This is a genomic window from Photobacterium sp. OFAV2-7, assembly GCF_022347985.1.
Lineage (GTDB): Bacteria > Pseudomonadota > Gammaproteobacteria > Enterobacterales > Vibrionaceae > Photobacterium.
In genome coordinates this window covers 1-6848 of the sequence record NZ_JAKRFQ010000197.1, presented here as the reverse complement: position 1 = coordinate 6848, position 6848 = coordinate 1, and the positions used below count along the sequence as shown (strand labels likewise).

The following is a 6848-nucleotide window of genomic DNA, read 5'->3' as shown; positions in this document are numbered from 1 at the left end:
TGATGAAGGCCAGTGCTGAAATCGAGCTGAAAAAAGCAAAAGCCAATACTCTTTCTGAACCAGCTGCCACAGCAGGCAACCACAACTCTGGCAATAACAACAGCCGCAGCAATGGTAGGAAAAAAGGCAAAAAGGTTAAAAATGATATCAGTAACCTAACAGCCGAAGACTTCGACGAGTGGGTTGCCAGTCTTTTCGATTATCAGCGTTTAATGCGGGACGTGAAGAACGACCCAGACATGCCGCGTACTCGAAATATTCTCAAATCCCGCCAGATTGGCTTCACCTATGGTTGTGCTGGGGAAGCGTTCGAAGATGCGGTTTTGACCGGGCAGGATCAGATATTCATCTCTGCAAGTCGCAGGCAGTCAGAGGTTTTCCGTAAGTACATTATCAAGATTGCGAAGCAGTTCTTTGATATTGAGCTATCCGGCAACCCTATCACACTCAGCAATGGTGCCGGGCTTCACTTCCTTTCCACGAATGCAGATACCGCTCAGTCGGAATCCGGCAATGTGTACATTGATGAATACTTCTGGATTCGTGACTTCAACAAAGTTTCCGCTGTTGTAGAAGCATGTGCCACGCACACTCACTTTAATATTACCTATTTCTCCACACCATCAGCTAAAAACCACCCTGCCTATCCGTTCTGGACTGGCGATGCATGGAAAAAAGGTAAAGACTCTCGCAGCAATATCGACTTCCCAAGCAGGAAGGAACTACGTGACGGCGGTCGCGTCTGTCCCGATAAACAATGGCGCTATGAAATCAATGTAAAAATGGCCGTCGAAGGTGGCTGTCACTTCATTGACTGGAAAACACTTGAAGAAGAAAAAAGCCCGGACGTATTCAGCAACCTCTATATGTGTGAGTTTGTGGACGACTCATCCAGCGTGTTCAAGTTCAGTGTCGTTACAAAGCTGATGGTGAATCCGGCCACCTGGCAAGATTTCAAACCCAAACAGCCACAGCCTTTCGGCAACCGTGAAGTTTGGCTGGGTTATGACCCATCACGAACACGGGATAACGCCTGCCTGGTTGTAGTTGCCCCGCCTGCCACCGAGAAAGAAAAATTCCGCGTACTGGAAAAACACTACTGGCGCGGGCTCAACTTCCAGCACCACGTTGCTGAAATCAAAAAAGTGTTCCAACGCTACAACGTGACTTACCTCGGCATGGATACCACAGGCATTGGTGCAGGGGTTTATGACCTGCTGAGTGCGGAATTCCCAAGGGAAGTTGCACCCATTCACTACAGCAACGACACCAAAAACCGTCTGGTTCTGAAAATGATTGATGCCGTTGAAGCGAAGCGGTTGCAGTTCAGCATTGAAGAACAAGACATTGCCAGCGCCTTTATGGCAATCAAGCGGGCCGCAACAAATAGCGGCAATATGATGACCTTCAAAGCAGAGCGTTCCGATCTTGTCGGCCATGCCGATGCCTTCTGGGCAATATCCCACGCATTAATCAATGAACCGCTCGATCACTCCAACAAACGTAAATCGACATGGGCAACCGCAGCATGACAGAACAACAAACCACTCAGGAAACCGAAAAGCAGCCGGAGTCCTGTTACCACATCGACAGTATGGCCGAGCCGGTTGATTCAAGCCGTTGGCTAACCGAATACAATGAGCTGTTTTACAACGATATGGACGACTTCTGGGAGCCGCCCATTTCACCCAATGGGCTGGCACAGATTGCCAGAGCCAACGCTTACCACTGCAGTGCATTGATTGCGAGATCTAACTATGTTGCCAGCCGTTTTATAAGTGGCGGCGGTATACGCAAGCGCGAAGTACAGGCTCAGAACCGTGATTATTTTACCTTCGGGCATGGTGCATTCCTGAAGGTTCGGGATTACTTCAAGCGGGTTATCGGCCTGGCTCACCTTTCGTCTATGTACTTGCGCCGGCGCAAAAACGGAAAGTGGGTGTTCCTTCAGCGAGATGGCAAGCACAAGGTTTACAACGAGAACGATATTATTTGGTTGCCACAATACGACCCGCAGCAGCAAATCTACGGCCTGCCGGATTACCTCGGCAGTATTCAAAGCAGCATGCTAAATGAAGATGCCACTTTGTTCCGCCGTCGCTACTACAAGAACGGCGCCCATATGGGTTTCATCTTCTACGCGACCGACCCGAACTTAAGCGCCAAGGATGAAAATATGCTGAAAGAGAAAATCCGCAGCAGTAAAGGCGTGGGTAACTTCCGCAGCATGTTTGTGAATATCCCGAACGGGAAAGAGAAAGGGATTCAGCTGATTCCGGTTGGCGACATTGCGACCAAGGATGAGTTTGAGCGAATCAAGAATATTACCGCTCAGGATATTTTGGTTGGTCACCGTTTTCCGCCAGGTAAAGGGGGCATGGTTCCACAGGGAATGGCGGGCTTTGGTGACCCTGAAAAGGTTGGCCGCGAGTATGCCCGAGACGAGATCATCCCCGTTTGTGAATTGATTATGGACGAGGTGAATTCAGACCCAGAGATACCAAAACGGTTGCATTTCAAATTCAACACGGATGTACCCACCGCTTAACTGTACAAACATACAGCCTTTGACTTACTATTGTATCGTCAGTCAACAGGTTAGGTCAGTTATGCGAGTTTATTGCAAATGCGGTGAACGCGCGATTATCAGCAGAAGCACAGCGGTTGCAGAAGATTGCGCGAATTTATTATGTTCATGCACAGACCCGGAATGCGGTCATACCTTTGTGAGCCCATTGAGTTATAAACACTCTTTGGTACATTCCAAACTTACTTTAGAAATTGGCGCGGCTACAGTTCCTTTAGTGAATGGTAGCCGTGTTTCTTGTGGTTGCGGTGAGCGTGCTGTGATTACCAAAACGAACCGGCTCTCGAATGATTGCGCCGACTTGTATTACATCTGTAAGAACCCAGCTTGCGGCCATAAGTTTGTTATGTCGTTATTCTATAGCCACAGCCTGAGCCCTTCTTCGAAAACCACCGATGATTTGGCGGTTGCCCTGGTTAAAGCGCTGTCTCCCGACAGACGCAAGGTGCTTCAGCAGCAAATGGCGCTGTTTTAGCCTTCTTTCCTATCACATCACTTGGGGCAGCATTTAGCTGCCCTTTTTGATGCTCCATAATCAGACCAATTATAAAAAGAGCGATGTCATTGTTTTCGTCGAAGTTCCCGCACGTATCCTGCGCACAGGCACACTTTACAAAAGCGACGGCTTGTTGGTGCAATGCTGTCATCTAGCCTCCTGAATCATCAGCATACTGTATATTAATACAGTAGTTTTTTATCATATCAACAGTTAGCTCTTTTTACACGTCTATAGCCTGCATTTATTACACAGGTTTCTTATTATTCGTTCGGGGAATCTATCGGAAGCAATGTCACTATTTTGTGACGAAGCTCCTAACAAGCGCTGTGCTACTCTTATATGGCATATTTGATGCAAGAAAACGCCTATTTTGACGTGCAGAATTGAAATTTTATGCCCAAAAAATCCAACAAGCCTGACCCTATCGTGCTGTTTTTCGTACAACTTCGATTGACAAATAAGCTAACTCAACAAGAAGTTGTTGATCGATGTGATGAACTTTCGCTAAGCACTTATCAGCGCATAGAACAGGGCAAAAGCGACTTAACCATGTCTCAGTTTCGAAACTTATGCGATTTTTATTGCGTGACGTCGCTAGATGTAAGTTTGGGTGAAATGCGCTATCGGCCAACGTCTTCAGCAGATGTTGCCGCTACCGCAAAGCTGTTACCCAAACGACTTCGGGAACCGCTGTTAGAGTTGATGGTTGCGGTTGGGGAAGAGTTACAGAGAAAGAGAAGGTAAGCACGGCGCTGGCCGTGCTTGAGTTCGTCACTCCATGGCTTCACTTTTTGCCTTTTCTAAAACAGCTTGAATTGCATAAAAAGCAGCATCCATATCTTGCGGTTTAAAGCTCTCTTGGGTGTTGTTTTGAACAGAAGCCATGATCAACTCAATACTCTGAATAGCAATATTTGGCATAAATTACCTTTGGTTGTATTAACGTTACACCGATAGACTTACACAGAACTCAAAACGCGCAACCTGTATAAACTATGCCAATTACTTCAAAATAGCTGTTTCTTGATCTAACCCCACAATACCGACAGACACGAATCTAGAAACGGTATCTAAGTCGCAGATGTTAACCAACGTATTCAAAGCGCCGCCATCGTCTTAAGCCATTCGGTTGAACACATCTAGATCAGTGTTGATATCTGGATGTTCTTTGTAATCATCCAGCCCCAGCCATTCAGGGTTGGTGATTTCAACCTCAAGCAAAACCTTGAGCGGTTTCGACTCCTGCTCCCTGGCCTGAGCATTTTCGGCAATTTGCTGTTCCAGGGCTTTTAGTCCACGAGCGTCAAAATTCATAATTATTTCCCTTTCATCTTCGCGTATGCAGACTTTTGGCAGGGCTTTCTTGCTGCTAATTTAGCCTGAATCCGCCTCTCATGTTCTTCCTTCCAGGCTTCATCTTTCTGAAGAAGCTCATAATCATGATCAGTCATAAAAGCTTCTGAACCTACTGGGTGCTCTTTGTTGGCTTTCCACTCTTGGTAGCGTTGCTGTCTTTTGTTTTCGTCACGCATAATTTATCGTCCTGATGCATTAGGGTTAGGAGCTGGTCACGGTCTTCCTGTTCCTGGTCTAATTCATATCTGTTCAGGAATGAGGACCAATAATCTAAGCTGGTTCGTCGTTCTGGTAAGGTGTCGCTGTAACTTCGCCAATAACTTCGTTGCTGCTGAAGCCTGTTTGCCATTTGCAGCCGGAGCATTCGTGTGTAGTCGATATCCTGCTGTACTTTGTCTAATCGGTTGTGCAAGTACGCCAGCCGCTCTATTTGTTCATCTGGTAAATCGAGATCGTCTTGTAGCTCTCGGTGCTCATCCCGAAGTTCTTCGATAAGTTGTTGCTTGGCGCTATCCAGCTCATCTTTAATAGATTCATTTCGGCTGTTGGCCTGCCACTGGCGATTGTTGAAGGCCCAGCCAAGAAAACGATCAAAGTTCAGGGTGGAGTTATCTCCAGTAAACGTAATCTGGTAATGGCCAGTTGCTATCACCCCGCGCTTTCGCTTGGCCTCTCTGGCTTGCAAGATATCTTCATCCAGAATGTTCATTTGCTCTTTCAAGCGTTCGATTCGTTTGGCTCGCTTCTCTTCTGTGAGCTTTTTACTATTCTTGGCGATTTGGTGTTGCTGCTTGGCCTGCTTCAGTTTGATACGGGCACGCTTTTCAGTTTCTTCATAATGAGCATTGCTTCGGGCTAGCTTTTCCTCGCACTCAGCAATGATAGCAGCCATGTTATCAGCCTGAAAATTAGCAATATTTTCCCAGCCTTTAGCCCTGGCAATTGCACTGATGCTATAACGGTTCCCGCGAATCATACCTTGATTGCCATCACGGCCTTTTGCGGCATACCCCACGGCTTTAACCAAATAACCAGCCCCAGCTTTGGCATGTTTGATTTTCTCTAGCTTGGCAAAACCATTTCCCCAGATACGCTCAAGCCTGCCAGCCCAAGCATGAAAATGGGTTTCTGGCACACGCCAACGCATAAGCAAGTGAACGTGCGGGTTAGGAACTCCATCCTCATTGGCTGGCATTTCAGCCACCCAACAGTAATCAAGTGGAACTGCCGACTTCTTCAATTCATTTTTCTTATTCAGCTTCCAGCGCGGATTCTGGTAAATCTTATCTTTCTGATCACCTTTGCGTATTGGGGTGAATGGGCCATCGGCAATAATCTTGCCGCACTTTGTCCCTGCCTGTTTGACTCGGCTTTGACCACGCTTTACTCGAGCAGGCATGAAGTCTGGTATCCAACCACGCTGATAGGTTTTCTGCGCCAAATCGGTAAAACGGCTGACTTCATTGCCGATACTGGAATCAGGCGAATAATCACGAATCTTTGTCCATGGCCCGCAGGCTCGAATACTCGGGCTTCCGACATCATAAATTTCATTTCCAAATTCATCCTGCCCGATAGACTTGATAGCCTCCATATTCACAGCGGCCAGTTCGCCAGCTTTGCCCATATCATCCAACCAGGTGAAATCCCCTTCTGCCTTCAGCCGGTATGGCTCTCGGCCATGCGGGCTCATGACGACAATCGTACCGAAAACGCCTGGCTTGGTTCGGTTCTTGGACTGCGGCTTTCTGGTTAAAATTTTCTCGCGTTGCTCATCGGTAAAAGTCAGTGTTCCAAAGGTTGAGTAACCACCGCGAAGAACCTGAACATAAGCACCAGATTCAAAAATTTTCCTTACCGCACCTTCAGTTAACTGCTCAGTAAATCGATCACCCGCTTGCGCTGGCGGTGCGCCGGATGTTCTGGCCTGTGCCTCTACCCGAATTCGCCATTCATTTGACCATTCGCGGTGAAGCAGCCTTGCCATTACTGGCGCATTTTGTACGAAGCCATGTGCCTGCAGGCACTTAACCGGGTTTTTCTGCCAATCCAGCTCAATAGGCTTGAACGTAAATGGCTCGAAGGCCGGAATGGTTTCAATGTTCCCGCGCCTAACTCGGCCAGCTCGTTTAAGCAGATCACCCCACTGGACTAATCGCCGCTTACGCGTTTTTGTTTCGGCTGCCGCCTTTGCAGAGGCGTAGTCCTCCGTTGTCGGACTTTTGCGCCACTGGACAAGGCTATTATCCCCAGCCGCTTCGCGACTGCCCTGCGGGGCTAGTTCAGGTGGAAGTTTCGGATCGCGATAGTGGAGAAAATATTTTAAAACTTTATCTTCTGAGTGATCGTTACAGAAGAAACCAGCTTTACTAATCGACTCTGGTTGGGCCGATGTAAACTCGCGAA

At 47.6% G+C, this 6848-nt stretch carries 7 protein-coding genes and 3 pseudogenes; 5 read left to right on the top strand and 5 right to left on the bottom strand.

From position 1 onward, the window contains the following. The 5 genes and pseudogenes from MHN01_RS12035 to MHN01_RS24665 form a co-directional block, all read left to right on the top strand. Positions 1–1532, top strand: a 1532-nt coding sequence (locus MHN01_RS12035; protein ID WP_239411569.1) for a terminase large subunit domain-containing protein, incomplete at its 5' end; no start/stop codon positions are given. Next, on the top strand, positions 1529–2548 hold the full coding sequence (locus tag MHN01_RS12030; RefSeq protein ID WP_239411568.1) for a phage portal protein: 1020 nt from the start codon (positions 1529–1531) through the stop codon (positions 2546–2548). The genes MHN01_RS12035 and MHN01_RS12030, both read left to right, overlap by 4 nt. After that, positions 2532–2741: pseudogene (locus MHN01_RS24670) on the top strand (ogr/Delta-like zinc finger family protein); the annotation flags it as partial. The gene MHN01_RS12030 and the pseudogene MHN01_RS24670, both read left to right, overlap by 17 nt. A gap of 63 nt (positions 2742–2804) precedes the next feature. Next, positions 2805–3062, top strand: a complete 258-nt coding sequence (locus MHN01_RS12020; protein ID WP_370646502.1) for an ogr/Delta-like zinc finger family protein — start codon at positions 2805–2807, stop codon at positions 3060–3062. A gap of 417 nt (positions 3063–3479) precedes the next feature. After that, a pseudogene (locus MHN01_RS24665) lies at positions 3480–3665 on the top strand (helix-turn-helix domain-containing protein); the annotation flags it as partial. Between the two features lie 41 nt (positions 3666–3706). On the opposite strand, the gene MHN01_RS12015 reads toward MHN01_RS24665, so the two are convergent. From MHN01_RS12015 to MHN01_RS12000, 5 genes and pseudogenes are all read right to left on the bottom strand, one after another. Then, the gene (locus tag MHN01_RS12015) at positions 3707–3874 is read right to left on the bottom strand and encodes a hypothetical protein (protein WP_239411567.1); all 168 of its coding nucleotides are present in this window, start codon (positions 3872–3874) and stop codon (positions 3707–3709) included. After that, positions 3858–4007: a hypothetical protein gene (locus tag MHN01_RS12010; protein ID WP_239411566.1), complete on the bottom strand. Its 150-nt coding sequence runs from the start codon at positions 4005–4007 to the stop codon at positions 3858–3860. The genes MHN01_RS12015 and MHN01_RS12010 overlap by 17 nt, the downstream gene beginning before the upstream one ends. 195 nt (positions 4008–4202) lie before the next feature. After that, the gene (locus tag MHN01_RS12005) at positions 4203–4400 is read right to left on the bottom strand and encodes a hypothetical protein (RefSeq protein WP_239411565.1); all 198 of its coding nucleotides are present in this window, start codon (positions 4398–4400) and stop codon (positions 4203–4205) included. Between the two features lie 2 nt (positions 4401–4402). Continuing rightward, positions 4403–4537 carry a hypothetical protein gene (locus MHN01_RS24545; RefSeq protein WP_255725177.1) on the bottom strand — a complete coding sequence of 45 codons (135 nt, stop codon included), beginning with the start codon at positions 4535–4537 and terminating at the stop codon, positions 4403–4405. A gap of 14 nt (positions 4538–4551) precedes the next feature. Continuing rightward, positions 4552–6848, bottom strand: a pseudogene (locus tag MHN01_RS12000) (hypothetical protein); the annotation flags it as partial.

Coding starts and splice junctions, on each gene's coding strand:
- MHN01_RS12005 (WP_239411565.1), bottom strand. CDS start 4,400: ATGAATTTTGACGCTCGTGGACTAAAAGCCCTGGAACAGCAAATTGCC.
- MHN01_RS12030 (WP_239411568.1), top strand. CDS start 1,529: ATGACAGAACAACAAACCACTCAGGAAACCGAAAAGCAGCCGGAGTCC.
- MHN01_RS24545 (WP_255725177.1), bottom strand. CDS start 4,537: ATGACTGATCATGATTATGAGCTTCTTCAGAAAGATGAAGCCTGGAAG.
- MHN01_RS12010 (WP_239411566.1), bottom strand. CDS start 4,007: ATGCCAAATATTGCTATTCAGAGTATTGAGTTGATCATGGCTTCTGTT.